This window comes from Lactiplantibacillus daowaiensis (assembly GCF_005405085.1).
Taxonomy (GTDB): domain Bacteria; phylum Bacillota; class Bacilli; order Lactobacillales; family Lactobacillaceae; genus Lactiplantibacillus; species Lactiplantibacillus daowaiensis.
Genome location: NZ_BJDJ01000019.1, coordinates 50,304 through 64,403, shown reverse-complemented (window position 1 = coordinate 64,403; position 14,100 = coordinate 50,304). Strand labels below are relative to the sequence as shown.

Here is a 14,100-nt window from a genome sequence, read left to right as displayed (position 1 = left end):
TTGGAATTAGCTACTACCATTGTAAGTGATTGCTTTGGGCTTTTTAATTTCTGTTCGGATTAATTATAGAATTTGCCTTGGTCATTTTAATGGGGACGGCTTCCATCAGTGATGCCTTTACCAAACAGCATTTACAGATTACGACTAATCAAGCGTTATTGTTTGGTAGTTTAAGTGTACTTAGTGCAGTTATCTTTGCGGCTTTACGAGCTTGGTCGTACCACTTTTGGGTAAATGACCAGGGATTAGTCATGCGCCAAGGTAATTGGTTGACCTTAGTTTGGTGGGTGATCAGTATTGCGGGACATTTAGGCGTTGATCGGTTATGGACCGGTAGTTCAGCAACCTTATTGTTGTATGTCGGTGTCACGCTGCTCGTACAACGCGGTTGTGTTTGGTGGCTAGCTGGTCGGGCCTATCCGACTGAAATCAAGGCCAATGCTTTAGTCCAACAAGAAAGTCGTCACCAGCGCCATCGCTCACGAAATTAAAAAGATTGACATCGCTTGACTCTAATTAAGCGCCCTTGTAAGTGGTATAGACTGCTACAGGGGCGCTTATTTTAGACGATAAAGGTTACCACTCGAAAACCAGACGCATTGTGCTATGCTTATTTTAATGAGCTGATGGAAAGTTGGGATGTGCGATGCAACTGTATACAGAAGTGATTGGCACCGGTTATCCGGTTGTCTTTTTACATGGATTAGCGCTAGATATGACGTCGATGCAAGCGTGGTATGAACCATTGCTGGCGCAACAGCCGATTCAACGGATTTATTTGGATTTACCTGGTATGGGTAAAAGCCCAGCGGTACCACTGGCACAAGCCAATAGCGATGCTATCTTAGCCGGTGTTCAAGCGACGATTCAAGCCTTGATTGGTCATACCAATTATGCAGTCGTTGGCCATTCCTATGGTGGCTACTTGGCATTGGGACTGGCGTACCAAGATTCGCATGTGAGCCAGCTTTTCACGACTTGTCCGGCTTTTACAGCGGTGAGCGACCAACGCATCTTGGCCCAACATGATACCGAAAGTCATGGGTCAATCAACTATCAAACAAATCTCAATAAAGTGCCTGCTTACGAACAGATGAGTGTGATCCTCAGTCCGCAAACTTGGCAAGCATACCAACAGCAAATTTTACCCGGAATTGCCCGGTGCGATGTGGCGTTCATTCATCAGCTACAACGGGCGCATTCGGCTTACTATCGTTTTTCGTTTGAACCCGAATTGCAAGCGGCAACTTTATCGCAACCGCAGACGATGTTGTTAGGTCGGGCCGACAATCAAGTCGGTTATCAAGAACAGTTAGCTTATTTGCAACGGCAGCCACAAAGTACCGTGGGAGTGTTCAAACGGGCCGGTCACAATTTGCCATTGGATCAACCAGACTTGTTAGCGGCCTATTTTAAAGAATTTGTGACAACATTGACAGAAAGGATGATTGGGTAATGCAAGCATTATATTTCAATCACTTTGGCGGTCCGGAGGTCTTAAAATACGGGCCGGTAAGTGCACCACAACTGACCGCGACGACCTTATTTGTCAAGCCAACTTATATCGGCTTAAACTTTGCTGATATTTATCGGCGGCGGGGCACTTATCATCTCGAACCGCATACGCCCATGATTGATGGTTATGAAGGTTTGGGTGAAGTTGTTGCAGTTGGGACGGCAGTGTCGGATTTTACTGTCGGTGAACGGGTTTTATTCGTCGATGTGCCTTTTGCTAACGCCGAATTAGTGGCGGTCCCAAGTGACCACGCGATTCGAGTCCCGGCTCAAATTGATGATCAAACCGCTGCTAGCATCGGCCTGCAAGGCTTAACCGCTGACTTTTTGGCCCATGATTTAGCGCAAAACCAACCTAATGACCGCGTCTTGATTCATGGCATCAGTGGTGGCGTGGGCCAATTATTGACGCAAATCTTAATTGCTGATGGGGTCCAAGTTTATGGGGTGGCTTCTACTGAAGCTAAACGACAACTTGCTTTATCGCTGGGTGCTAAGCAAGTCTTCTTACGTCAAAGTGATTGGGCGAGTGCTTATACCGCCGCCTTTGATACCGTCTTTGACGGTGCAGGGGTCACGTTACCGTTAAGTTTAAACCTGATTCATCCACGGGGACGGGTCGTCTTTTACGGGATGGCTGGTGGCAATCCGCCTAAGATTGACCCGATTGATTTAATGGCGGGTTCTAAAAGTTTGATGACCGGGGATTTGTGGGACTTCTTGGTTGATGCAAATTCACGCCAACAGCGCGCTGATCGTTTGTTTAAGTACGTCTTAAATGGACAAATAATGGTCAATCAACCAACCATTTATCCGCTAGCCGAGGGCGCCAAAGCCCATACTGCGTTAGAAACTGGACAAGTGGCGGGTAAAATTTTATTACGGCCTTAAGTTAAGCAGTTAGCGATGTGATTAATGGTGCATGCGGCACTAGCTTCAGGTAAGATATTAGGTAACGATTAAGCAAGACGAAAGAAGTGGGGAGTATGTTAAAAGACGAACAGATTGTATGGGCCATTCATCAAATGGAAGCTGATATTGGGCCAGTTGGTCCTTCACTGGATTCACGGACACCGTTTCAATACTTAGTTTCGGTGATTCTAAGTGCCCAAGCGACCGATGTTTCGGTAAATAAAGTGACACCAGTATTATTTGCGAGATATCCGGAACCGAAAGATTTAATGGTTGCGGATGTGACCGATGTGGAACAAATTATTAAGAGTGTTGGGCTATTCCACAATAAAGCCAAGAATATCATTAAAACAGCACGTATCGTTCACGAAGAATTAAATGACGTGGTTCCCACTGACCGGAAAGGGATTATGGCATTGCCTGGAGCCGGGCGCAAGACCGCTAATGTGGTTTTGAGTGATGTCTTTGAACAAAATACCTTTGCGGTCGATACACATGTGTCAGCGATTTCCAAGCGGCTTCACTTTATCGAACAGGCGGCAACGCCATTGCAAGTCGAGCAAAAAATCGTTGGGGTCTTAGATCCCAATGAATTACATCAAGCGCATCACACTATGATCGAATATGGGCGCAAGTATTCCATGAAGCTCATGCCAGACAAAGAGGTCTGTCAGCTGATTATTGATTGTGATAAATTAAATGAAGAAAATGAATCTGGGCTTTAGCCAATTGTTCCTAGAATGTCAAAATCAAGTTTGAATGGTTTGAAAAGTATGTCTAATGTCATAAAGAATATGATGAAGACCCCGATAGCAATCAAGAAGAGTAAAGTAAGGTGTGATTGGATGGCAAATATTACTTATGTGTTTGATTATTTGTATGCCAGAGTGCGTTATTATAATGAGCTAGCACTTGATCTCAAATTCAAACAAGTATTCTGTCAATATATGATTGATAGTCCCGTGGACTCGGATCTTGAAGCGGAATCACTTTGGGAAGCTGTTCGAACTATTTATGATAATTGGGATGCAAGCTTAAGTATAAAAGTTGACGAAGACGAGGAGGAGGTTCCAGGAGTTTATTTTGGTTCCTCTTATGAGGATGTTGTTCAAGGAAGAGCTGAATTAGATAGTGTTGTTGTAAATACAGGAAATACTTTTGCGGCAAGTTTCAATATGGTTAATCGGAAAAAATATAATCTTGGTGAACTTGAAAGTGAGTTTGTAACTATCAAGGGCCATGTGGTTTATGATGCCGATGAAAATGAAATTTCATCTTGTTGTAATAGCATCAGAAAATATAAATTTTATAATATACCAGATCGAAAGGTATCTTACGATGGCGATTAAAAAATTCTATTTTGATTATATCGAAGTAACAATTTGACTAAATACAATAAAAAAATTGATGCTAGAAATGCAAGATACCGCTATTTCATTGGATGATGTTGATAAGAAGTTAAATCTTGAGGATCAAATCTGGCAAGCGATATTATTGCCAATCTAGTGGTGAAGCGAATAAAAATGAAAATCACACCTGAAAGAGAGCTTTAAAACTCAAAATTAGGTGTGATTTTAGATTTACAACCGGTTTTGCTAGCAAGTTGTATGCAGTAGCCCTTATAAATATATGCATATGTTCATTAGATAACTGTGCGAATCCGTTTTTCCACATTGTCCAAAAAGAAATTAGTTTGACTTCTTTGATATAATTTTCGGCATTACATAAGTTACCATATATCGTCAGTTTATATTGATTGCGGCACTTCTCTGTAGTGTCAAGCTTTCTCCAAATGTGCAATTAACCAGAAACAACAACCAGCAAAGCCAATGATTGCAATGGGTACCGTAAGCCAGGTGCTAATATTAAGCAAGCTGCCGCCAAATCCTAAAACGGCTAGAAAACCAAAGCCAAATTGAGCGTAATGGTCGAACCAAGGGTAACGGTCACGAAATAGTGGTCGGGTATCTAAACGAAGGTGGCGGTTGAAGTGGTTCACGTAGTCGAGCGCAATGATACCAAACAGTGCAATAAAACTGACCATTGGATTAATTAAGTTTAATCGTGGCATCAGTTGATCTAACACGACTAAGAGTGCAAATCCAAGCGTCATTAATGTTAATGTGATCCGAACGGGGCGAATTTGTTGTCGAACATCCTGTCGTCGGAGATAGTCAGTCATCCCGGTATCTTCGCGTAAGAGAGTGTCTAGAGATAAGCCATAAAAGTCACTAAGTCGTAATAAGCTGTCGATATCTGGATAACTGTGTTCGGTCTCCCAACTTGAAATCGTTTGGCGTGACACGTGCAATTGTTCTGCAACGTCTTTTTGAGTTAACTGTTGTGATAACCGTGCTTGCTTTAAATGTTCACCAAATCGCATTGTCATCATCTCCCTTTGAATTTAATTTTATGATAGCGAATACTGGTTAAAAAGCCTAGCTTAGATTCTTGGCACGCCGGTTTAATCGGGTTTTAACCGAGTAGTTTGTTAATTTGTTTATTGGATTTTCCCAGTTGTTGTCGCGTTGGTCTGATGTTAGTTTCATCGTAACGAATTGCTGGTTTTAGATAAACAAAGGGAGTGGTGATCATGACACAGTTACCGAAGAAGATTCAGATTTCAGTTGCGATTGATTTGGGATTAGGTCTCTTGAGTGCGATTGGGCTTATCGTGAGCTGGCTAGGATTAACCCCGACATGGTTAACCGGCGTGCGTGGTATAGCGGCCAAATTACTCGTATTTGTGGCTATTGGGACTAATCAGATGATGTTGAAACAATCGACTGTCGCACCTGGGTTAAAACGCAGATTGCATTTGATTAACACGATTATTTTGACATTAGCGGTTTTTGCAAGATTTTAAAAAGAATAGGTGCATTTCATTTTAACTCAAGTTATAGTAGTCCTACCGGGCGCCTGAGACCTAATGAATGAGATGACAACTATGAAAATTGAAACACTTGCAATATGCAATTTAGCTTATTTACGGCGAATCGGCCCATATGGACCGGAAAATCAAGCTTTGATGGCGACCTTTAAAGCGTGGCTGACTAGTGAAGCGTTATTCACCCAGGTTACGATCTTGGGTATTGCACTGGATGATCCGACGACTGTTCCGGCGGCTGCTTGCCGCTATGATGTTGGTGCGATATTACCTGACATGGCGGTACCTAAAAGGCCATTGTCTCAGCGCAAACTAATGGGCGGTCACTATGCCGTCTTTGAATTGGCACATACTCAGTCGGCAATGAGTAACGGGTATCAATATTTGATCCAGCAGCTACAACAAGCTCAACTAAAGCGGCGGCCAGGACCAATCATTGAACGTTATCGCCCAGCTTTAGTGCAGGCTGGTAAATGTGAATTGTTAGTGCCAATTGAAGCCGAGCTAGCCTGATGGTATGACGTCATCATGAACTAGTACCGTCCTAAAATACAGTTAACTAAAGGCACGTATTACCTGATTGAACAGGGTAATGCGTGCCTTTGAGATTGATCAAATCAAAATTGAATTGTTAAAAGGTTGCTGACTAATAGCACTAGCATCGTTTTATTTTTAGAGACAATTAGTGAATACTGTAAAATGTATTGTTTACTTAATATTAATGTCATCATTGGCTTAATAAGAACTAGTATAATAGTTAGAAACTGATAATAGTAGTTTGAGAGAGAAGTTGATAAAAATGTGGGTTGTTTTTAAACTCGGTTTGGGGCTAGTCATCGTGAGTGGGTTGTATATCGGTTGGGTTGCTTGGGCGTTGAAACATGATCGCCTTGACCTAGGTGTACCGACGGCGGCTTATCATCGAGCTGTCGAGCAGATGCGCCAGGATAAGCAGCATCAACAATCGCAGCGACGATACAAACGTGGCAGTCGAATATTGATGCTGGTGTTTTTTGTATCAATTTTTGTCTTAACCTTGATGGATCAACTAGCTAGTTCTGCACAACCACTGATGTTGGGCGTAACGATGCTGATTTTTGTGCTGCTTTGGTTGCTGATAGTTATTTATGTTTGGGGCCAAGTTAAACAAGCGCGGCGATTTGCCGTTAAAAGGCAGCATGCCAGTTCCCGTGTCCGGGTAAGGCGACGTTTAAGTCAAATGGCTTTTGTGATCTTTCTAGTTGGGTTTTTGGTGGTCGGGTTAAGTTATATTTGGTTGATTCCCGATATGATTGGACTGTAACGATAACGTTCAGGACTAAAAAAAGGTCGTTTAAGTCATTTTCCCCAATAACATTGTTAAAGTGATTAAACTAAAAGGTGTTCATTAAAAGTGAGGATTTAGGGGGAAATAATCATGAGTGAAACGTTAAAAGATAGTCAAGATGTACAACAAACAATTCAAGCATTGCTTGAATTGTTAAAGCAGCGCCAACCAGCATCGACAGAATTATTGGATATCATCGATGTTTTAGGCCAGGTACAAAAGAAAGTGGCAACCGGTAAGAATCCGGCCGCGTTAGTTAATCGCTTAGTCAACTATATTCGGAGCTTAGCGGTCAAAGCACGGTTGCATTTTTCAAAGCCAGAAGAAGATTTGATCGTGCAACTCAGTGTGTTCGGTCAAAAAGCGGGACTCAATGGCCAATATATGGCGGACTTTTCGGATAAGTCACAATTTTACGGCTTACTAGAAGAAGTGCCTCGTCACTAATAAATTGAAATAGGCGTGCATGACCTGAAGGGGGAAACTTCAGCTCATGCACTTTTTTAGTGGCAAAAGTTGATCAGGATACAATCAAATTAGTAAAAGTTTACTATCTTTCACTGTTGCAAGCGGTATCATTGACTTAAATTACAACCGACAAGGGTGGTCTTAAATATGTATCAAGCAGCAACAACTCGTTATGATCAAATGGTCTACAATCGCGTGGGTGACAGTGGCTTAAAACTGTCGGCAATCGGCTTAGGATTATGGAATAACTTTGGCAGTGTTGATTCATTAGCTAACCAAAAAGCAATCGTCCATCAAGCTTTTGATTTAGGCGTGACTTATTTTGATTTGGCGAATAACTATGGGCCCGAACCCGGTAGTGCCGAAACGAACTTTGGACAAATCTTGGCGAGTGATTTACGGGCGTATCGCGATGAATTGGTGATTGCCAGTAAAGCGGGTTATGTCATGTGGCAGGGACCATATGGTAATTGGGGGTCACGTAAAAGTATCATTGCCAGTGCTGATCAAAGCTTACAGCGTACCGGTTTAGATTACTTTGACATCTTTTATAGTCATCGACCAGATCCAGAAACACCAATTGAAGAGACGGCCTTGGCTTTAGATCAATTGGTGCGTGCTGGTAAAACGTTGTACGTCGGGATTTCTAATTATAGTGGAGCCCAGACAAAAGTGATTGCGGCGATCTTTAAGGAATTGAAGACGCCCTTTATCATTCATCAACCGCGCTATAACATGTTTAATCGCCAAATTGAATTAGACTTATTGCCAGAATTGGCAGCGGTACATAAAGGCGCCGTTAGTTTTAGTTCCTTGTGCCAGGGCCTATTGACGGATAAATATTTGCACGGTGTTCCGGTGAATTCACGGGCCAACAAAGCCACGATTCCGTTTTTACATCCGGCACAAGTGGCCCAAACGTTGGCTACCGTCAAAGCGTTAAACGAGGTTGCTCAGGCCCGGCAACAAAGCTTGGCTCAGATGGCCTTGGCCTGGAATCTCCGTCAACCGGCGATTGCTAGTGTTTTGATTGGTGCCAGTCGGCCGGAACAAGTGGTCAATAATGTGCAGGCGTTAGCCCACTTAGACTTTACCGCCACGGAACTCGAACAGATTGAAACAATTTTAGCCAAGCAGCCGCCAATTGATTGGCAAGCTAGTTAAAAATAACCCATCCTTAGTCTGACTGTTATCAGGTTAAGGATGGGTTATTTTAAGTTAACGGTGTTGCGGTTGAAACAAATTCGCCAAAGCGATGTTCCCAAATATGGGCATGGTGTTGTTTGATTTGCGTAGCGGTTAGGTCGGCGCTGTCGACGGTCGTAATCCCATCGATCAGTAACTCGATTTGAAAGCCAAGGTGATAAGCGACCCGAATCGTCGTGTCGACACAAAATTCAACTTGGGCACCACAAATTTCAATGTGCTTAAGTTCATTCATCGTTAGATACGCGGCTAAGCCAGTCTGATAAAATGCATCTGGTCGCGTTTTGATGTAGTAGGTATCGGTTTCTAAGGCATGAATTTCAGGGAACAAGCGCCAAGCATCACTGGCAACCGCCATGCCCGGTTCGGTATGTTGAATAAAGACAATGGGGCGCTGAGCGGCACGATATTGATCGATTCGCTGATTGATCGTGGCGATGACTTGCTCACGCTGATCTAGGTCTTGTAAAGCTTGTTGCATGTCGATAATGATTAAAGCTTGTGCCATAAGTGACCCCTCCAAATAAATTGAATGCATTAAGTTTAGGTCACTAAAGCGAAAAAAGCTAGTCCCAATCAGTTAATTAGGACTAGCTTCAGGTTATTATTGTTGTGCCAACATTTCAGTCGCAAACTTTTTAACGGCATCAACTTGGTCGGGTTTGAGTTTGCCACCGCTGGAACCGAGAATCTTCATGCCTTTACCACCCATTAATTGATGGAAGTGGCCGATGACTTCGATGCCTTTAGCTTCAGCCGCCTTGGTCAAAGCTTTATCGGTCGGCATTTCGGGGCCGCCAGACGTGGTGAAGATGGCAATTTTTTTAACTTTGGTGCTATTTAGACTATCCATAAATTTTGAAGCGGCTTTATCTGGTCGCATAAAGTAAGTCCCACCACCCATAAAGAGTAAATCAACGGGTTCATCGATCGTGGTTGGCACTTGCTCAGCTGGTACGCCAGCAACGGCCGAAATTTGTTGGGCAAATGCTTCGGTATTGCCATTGCGAGTTTGATAACGAATTGCTACTGTCATACTTAAGACCTCCAGAGTCAAGTTTTACTAGTAGGCGATTGTCTGCTGGTAATGATTAGTTCACTATAATTGCTACTTTTAGTATAGGCGTCACTGAAAACGATTGCAAAAGGTGACTACCGTTAATTTTTAAGTGGCTGCATGCTTAAAGCTATGACAACAAAAAATCATCAGCTTCAGCCGATAAAGATCGGGTTAAACTGATGATTTTTTAATGCCTAAGCTAATCGTGACTTATTCAAGTTGGACATTACGAATTTTATGAGCCGGAATGCCAGCCACCATCGTATTGGCGGGCACGTCTTTCGTTACAACGGCCCCCGCACCCACAATGGCGTTTTCACCAATCGTTACGCCAGGTAGGACTTGGACGCCAGCACCTAACCAAGCATGGTGTTTGATATGAATTGACTTAGTGATCAAATCGCGGCGATGGGCCGGCGCTTCAACGTGGTTGACGGTGATTAGCATCACGCGTGGGGCAATTAGAACATTGTCGTCAATCGTGATACCACCTAGGTCAACGAACAAGCAATCTTTATTGATAAAGACATTTTCGCCAACAATTGTATGGCGGCCAAAGTCCGTGTTAAAGGGTGCTTTGATTTCCGTTGAAGCTGGTACTGGAGCGCCGAAGATTTGGCTGAAAAGTTGCCGTCGCTCTGCTGGGGTGTGGTAGCCCTGATTAAGTTGAGCAGTTACCGCTGCATTGGTTTCAACGATGGCATCGATAGGTGCGAAGTTGGTGGGACTATAGACTAGGCGACCACCATTTAAAGCTTGATTTAAAATATTAGTTGTCATAAGCACGCTCCTTAGATTGTCCTATTAAGCATAAGTAATTTAAAGAAACCTGTCTAATACTTATCTAGTATCGATTATGATAACCAACGCCTATATCACGAACGGTTAACCCAAATGGAGTAGGTTTTGCGCATTTTGATATAAAAGCTGGTTAGCCTGAGTCGGCGTTGTAGCCATTGCTTGAATGGCGTCGATAATCTTAGCAGTTGCCCCAATCGGTGGGATACCTAGTGGTTGTATGTGTTTGCTGGTAAGTCATATTGATCAAAGCCTGTGCTTGAACGTAAGGGGCTTTTTGTGGAATCGTTGCATCAATGGCCAACATTTGTTGGTAAAAGTTTGGTGCTAAGACGTGGGCAAAAACGTCGATTGGGGTTGTCTTCATAATGCAATCACTCTTTTCAGTTTCGATTGTCTTTATCATACCGGTTTCGGCAACTCAAATTTAATTAGTTTGGTAACAACTGCTTTAACCGTGGCAGGTTGTAGTGGAACGTCAGCACCATCAACAAGTTGAAGCCAATGATAATCGTCGTAAAAATCAATGTCTCGGGCCAAATCGAATTGCCAATGGATAATGTACTGCGAAAAGCATCGATGGCAATACTCATTGGCAAGTACGGATGGATGGCTTGAAAGAGGTGATTAGACAACTGAATCGGATAAGTGCCCGCCGAGCCACCAAGTTGGATGATCATAAAAATCAACATTAACCAGGCCCCAGTTTTGTCAAGAATCAGATTGAAGAACGTCACGATACTGCCGAAAGTCCACATCGTCAGGACACAAAACGCATAGGTCAACCAAGGGTGCAGTGGATTCAAGTGATCGATTAAACGCAGCAGTCCAAACATCACGGTGGCTGCTAACCAAGTGAATTCAAAGAGAAATGGTAGCTTTAGACGCCACCAGTCCCAAGCGTTCTTAGGTTGGCGATGCGGGGTATACATATCATAAATAATATTAAACGTGATACAACCAACAAATAACGCGACGGCCATCAAGTATGGACTCATGCCAGTGCCGTTGTTCGGGACGGGTGTGGTGTCCGTGTGTGTGAGTTTAATTGGGGCAACGATCGTTTTAAGCTGATGCGTTGTTAGTTGGCCCGTTTGAGCTAACTGGTCACCGCCGGTTGTTAATCCCGTGGCTATTTTTTGATTGGCTGTTGTGACGGCTTGTACGCCAGCCGTTAAGTGCTGACTGCCGGTGGCTAATTGGGCCGTTGATTGTTGCAGCACGGTGGCGCCGGTCGCTAAGTGTTGTAAGGCCTGTTGAGTTTGTGGCGCGGTACTGGCGAGCTTGGTTGTTAAGCTTGTCGTGGTTGTCACTAATTTAGCGGCGGTGTTTAAAGCCGGTTGGCTTGACAATTGTTGTAGTGCCGTCAGGTTAGCTTGGAGTTGCTGGGTGATAGCTTGTAACTCAGCTTGCTTCAGTTGGCCGGATTTTGCCACTTGGCCGAATTGTTGGGCAATCGTCATAGTGGCCGTCAGTCGTTGGGTCAATTGTCGTTGCGTATTAATTGCGGTGGTCATTGCTTGTTGTAGGGCTGTATTCAGCTGTGGTACTTGGGTTGAGGCGGTCTGACTTTGTTGTGCACCTTGCGTCAGTTGATCAAGACCAGTGCTAAGGTTACGACTGCCGGTGGCAACTTGGGTTAAGGCTTGACTAGTGGTTTGACTGCCGGTTTTGATTTTTGTTAACCCTCGATTACTTTTCGTTAAGTCGTTACCGGTGGTGGTGAGTTGGCGTCCAGTTGTTTTGAGAACATTAGCCATCACGGTTAGATAGCTGGTAGCTAATTGTTGATCGAGTTTGGTTTGAACTTGTTTTGCGGTGGTGGTGTTCATTTTCATCGCAATAAAGCTGAAGCCGGCGTTGGTATGATAGTTGAGCGTTATTGGTTGTGTCGTTGCGGTGCCTAATGCCAATGCCCGTTTGGAAAAGTTGGCCGGAATTGTAATTGCCATATACAATTGTCCTGATTTTAACTGCGATTGGGCTTGCTGCGCCGATAGTTGATGAAAGTCGGCGGTGTGATTAGCGACTAATTGAGTTGTCACTTGTGTGCCCAGTGCGTATCGCTTTTGATGACTCGTGACAGCACGGTCTTCGTTGACGATACCGACAGGCAGGTGGCGTACATTGGCATATGGATTCCATAACGATGCGAGAAAGATGACGGCGTAAAATGTTGGCACTAACAAAATACCCAAAACAATTTTCAACAAGCCTTTGGTTTGCCCAACGTATTTCCATTCTGAAAACATGGCAAAGCCCCCCTTAGAAAATAGGATGAACGGTTCATTCATTTTTTGACGTCGAACGCCTCATTCATTGTTTAACCTTAAATTTTAGTGCTGCTGATAACTGGTTACGAGTTGCTGAATAACGGCGGCTTTGACTTGTTGAAAATCAAAAGTCGTGGCTTGGCGTTCAAAAGAATCGTATTTCTTATGGGCCGACCACCAAAAAATCTCATCAATGATAATCAAGGCATCGTTTTGTGGCTCGGCCAGTGGACGCAATTGTTGGGTTGCGCTCAGATGACTGATAATTTGGGCAATTGTATGATACATATTTTGCCGATAATGCCGATAAAGGGTCATCAAGGTCGGATTCATTTGCGGATTACGTTCTAAAATCAGAAAGTAGGCGCCGAATTGCTCAAAGGTGGCAAACAGTTCAGTGACCAGGGTCGTAAATTGGTCGTCTGCTGGTGCAGCCTGAATACGGGTCACGAGTCGTTGGGTCTCATGTTGATACACCGCTTGGGTCTGTTCGACGAGCGCACTGGTTGCAATCGGTTGTAGTGGTAACGTATGCGGCTCGTCGATAATGGTGGGATTTAAAGTCGCGGCAAAAATAAATGCCAAGAGATCATCTTTACTTTTGAATAAGTTGTACAGCGTGCCGACGGCTAAATCGGCAGCTTGGGCAATGTCGTGCATTTTTGTATCGGCAAAGCCCGGAACGATGAATTGGGCTTGGGCGCTGGTTAAGATACGACTTAATTTAGTTTGTAATTGCATTAGCTCACCTCATTTCTGCTGTCAGTATAGCAGGGGGTGTTTTTAGAATGAACGATTCATTCTTGATTCGGTAAGTGACCGATGTAACTAAAAAAAGGCCACCAGCAAATGTGAGCTGGTAGCCGATTAGCAGTGATGATTAAAGTGACCAATGTAAAATGGTCGTTGCGACCCACCAAGTGATGGTGCCGCCAATCAGTAACCCAATCATTGCACCCAGGAGTGGTAGCATGATTTTTTGTATGCGTGACGGGGTGCCAGTTGGTGTTGATTGGTGATTGGCGTAAGCTTTGATTTGGCGAAAAGTGATCAAGTGTAAGTGATAGCTCAAGTAGATGAGATAGCCTGCGATAATCAAGCCAATGGTCGTAATTATGGCAATCGCCATGGCCGTTGGCAGTAGTGGTAACCAGCGGAGTGCGATAAATAGACCATAGATACTGAAGAAACACAGTAATTCAAGCAAGAGAAATAACTTAAAATGATGTTTTGTCGTTTGTGTTTGCATGATTGCCAAGTCCTCCTTAACAAGTTCATTGATGGTGACGTGATAAAGCTTAGCCAACAGAATCAAGCTTTGTATATCTGGATAAGTGCGTCCGGTTTCCCAGTTGGAGATGGTTTGGCGCGAGATGAGCAGGCGCTTCAGCAACCTCAGTTTGGGTTAAGTGTTGCTGTTTACGATAAGTGCTTAGTTTGGTGTGAATTTGCAATGGCGTCAATCAGGTCCCCCCTTTGATGTTCTAATCATGGCATATGAGCGGCAACTTGTCTGCCAAAAGTTTTTGACATGACGTTGAATTGGCATTATCCACGAATCTAGTAGCTGTTTAACTTCAAAATTAGAGTTGTGCTGATTTGTGTGATGCCACCAATTTGGTAGCGACAAATAAAGCAACTTTGACATTTACTT

Annotated in this window: 18 protein-coding genes and 1 pseudogene; 10 read left to right on the top strand and 9 right to left on the bottom strand. The window is 43.7% G+C overall.

Annotated elements, in window-relative coordinates; translation table 11 throughout:
• Nucleotides 1-77 precede the first annotated feature (77 nt).
• From FFM75_RS11285 to FFM75_RS11265, 5 genes are all read left to right on the top strand, one after another.
• Nucleotides 78-491: a hypothetical protein gene (locus tag FFM75_RS11285; RefSeq protein WP_137629284.1), complete on the top strand. Its 414-nt coding sequence runs from the start codon at nt 78-80 to the stop codon at nt 489-491.
• Nucleotides 492-646: 155 nt separating this feature from the next.
• Entirely contained in the window at nt 647-1,456 is an 810-nt protein-coding gene (locus tag FFM75_RS11280) for an alpha/beta fold hydrolase (RefSeq protein WP_137629283.1), read from the top strand.
• Complete coding sequence (locus tag FFM75_RS11275; protein WP_137629282.1) at nt 1,456-2,406, top strand: zinc-binding dehydrogenase; 951 nt, start codon at nt 1,456-1,458, stop codon at nt 2,404-2,406. Before FFM75_RS11280 ends, FFM75_RS11275 begins: the two co-directional genes overlap by 1 nt.
• Before the next feature lie 95 nt (nt 2,407-2,501).
• The gene (locus FFM75_RS11270; RefSeq protein ID WP_137629281.1) at nt 2,502-3,152 is read left to right on the top strand and encodes an endonuclease III domain-containing protein; all 651 of its coding nucleotides are present in this window, start codon (nt 2,502-2,504) and stop codon (nt 3,150-3,152) included.
• Nucleotides 3,153-3,272: 120 nt separating this feature from the next.
• The gene (locus tag FFM75_RS11265) at nt 3,273-3,776 is read left to right on the top strand and encodes a hypothetical protein (RefSeq protein WP_137629280.1); all 504 of its coding nucleotides are present in this window, start codon (nt 3,273-3,275) and stop codon (nt 3,774-3,776) included.
• A gap of 428 nt (nt 3,777-4,204) precedes the next feature.
• Here FFM75_RS11265 and FFM75_RS11260 read toward each other — a convergent pair whose 3' ends face one another.
• Nucleotides 4,205-4,810, bottom strand: a complete 606-nt coding sequence (locus FFM75_RS11260; RefSeq protein ID WP_137629279.1) for a helix-turn-helix domain-containing protein — start codon at nt 4,808-4,810, stop codon at nt 4,205-4,207.
• A gap of 210 nt (nt 4,811-5,020) precedes the next feature.
• Here FFM75_RS11260 and FFM75_RS11255 point away from each other — a divergent pair, with 210 nt between their 5' ends.
• The 5 genes from FFM75_RS11255 to FFM75_RS11235 all read left to right on the top strand — a co-directional run bounded on the left by FFM75_RS11255 (nt 5,021) and on the right by FFM75_RS11235 (nt 8,273).
• A complete protein-coding gene (locus FFM75_RS11255) occupies nt 5,021-5,293 on the top strand; it encodes a hypothetical protein (RefSeq protein WP_137629278.1) in 273 nt (90 codons plus the stop codon).
• Nucleotides 5,294-5,374: 81 nt separating this feature from the next.
• Nucleotides 5,375-5,827 (top strand): GyrI-like domain-containing protein, encoded by a 453-nt coding sequence (locus FFM75_RS11250; protein WP_171001495.1) that lies wholly within the window; start codon nt 5,375-5,377, stop codon nt 5,825-5,827.
• Between the two features lie 286 nt (nt 5,828-6,113).
• Nucleotides 6,114-6,617 (top strand): hypothetical protein, encoded by a 504-nt coding sequence (locus FFM75_RS11245; RefSeq protein ID WP_137629276.1) that lies wholly within the window; start codon nt 6,114-6,116, stop codon nt 6,615-6,617.
• Between the two features lie 114 nt (nt 6,618-6,731).
• Entirely contained in the window at nt 6,732-7,088 is a 357-nt protein-coding gene (locus FFM75_RS11240) for a bacteriocin immunity protein (RefSeq protein WP_137629275.1), read from the top strand.
• 168 nt (nt 7,089-7,256) lie between these two features.
• Nucleotides 7,257-8,273, top strand: a complete 1,017-nt coding sequence (locus tag FFM75_RS11235) for an aldo/keto reductase (protein WP_137629274.1) — start codon at nt 7,257-7,259, stop codon at nt 8,271-8,273.
• 49 nt (nt 8,274-8,322) lie between these two features.
• On the opposite strand, the gene FFM75_RS11230 is transcribed toward FFM75_RS11235, so the two are convergent.
• The 8 genes and pseudogenes from FFM75_RS11230 to FFM75_RS14195 all read right to left on the bottom strand — a co-directional run.
• The gene (locus tag FFM75_RS11230; protein ID WP_137629273.1) at nt 8,323-8,823 is read right to left on the bottom strand and encodes an isochorismatase family protein; all 501 of its coding nucleotides are present in this window, start codon (nt 8,821-8,823) and stop codon (nt 8,323-8,325) included.
• A gap of 96 nt (nt 8,824-8,919) precedes the next feature.
• A complete protein-coding gene (locus FFM75_RS11225; protein ID WP_137629272.1) occupies nt 8,920-9,351 on the bottom strand; it encodes an NADPH-dependent FMN reductase family protein in 432 nt (143 codons plus the stop codon).
• A 234-nt stretch (nt 9,352-9,585) separates the two neighbouring features.
• Complete coding sequence (locus FFM75_RS11220) at nt 9,586-10,155, bottom strand: DapH/DapD/GlmU-related protein (protein ID WP_137629271.1); 570 nt, start codon at nt 10,153-10,155, stop codon at nt 9,586-9,588.
• Nucleotides 10,156-10,354: 199 nt separating this feature from the next.
• On the bottom strand, nt 10,355-10,540 hold the full coding sequence (locus FFM75_RS14005; RefSeq protein WP_179951347.1) for a hypothetical protein: 186 nt from the start codon (nt 10,538-10,540) through the stop codon (nt 10,355-10,357).
• A gap of 64 nt (nt 10,541-10,604) precedes the next feature.
• Nucleotides 10,605-12,425, bottom strand: a complete 1,821-nt coding sequence (locus FFM75_RS11210; RefSeq protein WP_171001494.1) for a YhgE/Pip domain-containing protein — start codon at nt 12,423-12,425, stop codon at nt 10,605-10,607.
• A gap of 84 nt (nt 12,426-12,509) precedes the next feature.
• Nucleotides 12,510-13,187: a TetR/AcrR family transcriptional regulator gene (locus FFM75_RS11205; protein ID WP_137629269.1), complete on the bottom strand. Its 678-nt coding sequence runs from the start codon at nt 13,185-13,187 to the stop codon at nt 12,510-12,512.
• A gap of 139 nt (nt 13,188-13,326) precedes the next feature.
• A complete protein-coding gene (locus FFM75_RS11200) occupies nt 13,327-13,695 on the bottom strand; it encodes a hypothetical protein (RefSeq protein ID WP_223876672.1) in 369 nt (122 codons plus the stop codon).
• 33 nt (nt 13,696-13,728) lie between these two features.
• Nucleotides 13,729-13,839 (bottom strand): annotated as a pseudogene (locus FFM75_RS14195) (helix-turn-helix transcriptional regulator); the annotation flags it as partial.
• Nucleotides 13,840-14,100 lie beyond the last annotated feature (261 nt).